This window comes from Micromonospora radicis (assembly GCF_003583405.1).
Taxonomy (GTDB): Bacteria; Actinomycetota; Actinomycetes; order Mycobacteriales; family Micromonosporaceae; genus Micromonospora; species Micromonospora radicis.
Window position 1 is genome coordinate 1 of record NZ_QXEC01000081.1, and the last position, 280, is coordinate 280.

At 65.0% G+C, this 280-nt stretch carries 1 protein-coding gene; it reads right to left on the reverse strand.

Going from position 1 to position 280, the window contains the following annotated elements; all coding sequences use genetic code 11:
• On the reverse strand, nucleotides 1-280 hold a 280-nt coding region (locus D2L64_RS27000), incomplete at both ends, for a HAMP domain-containing protein (protein WP_147376336.1).

Sequence of the window (280 nt, forward strand, 5' to 3'; positions counted from 1 at the left end):
CTTGGCGACCGCGGTGGAGACCTGCGCGATGTTGCGGACCTGACTGGTCAGGTTGGACGCCATCGAGTTCACGTTGTCGGTCAGGTCGCGCCAGGTACCGGCGACGCCGCGTACCTGGGCCTGACCGCCGAGCTTGCCCTCTGTACCCACCTCCCGGGCCACCCGGGTCACCTCGTCGGCGAACGACGACAACTGATCCACCATCGTGTTCACCGTCGACTTCAACTCCAGGATCTCACCCCGGGCATCCACCGTGATCTTCTGCGACAGGTCACCCTTC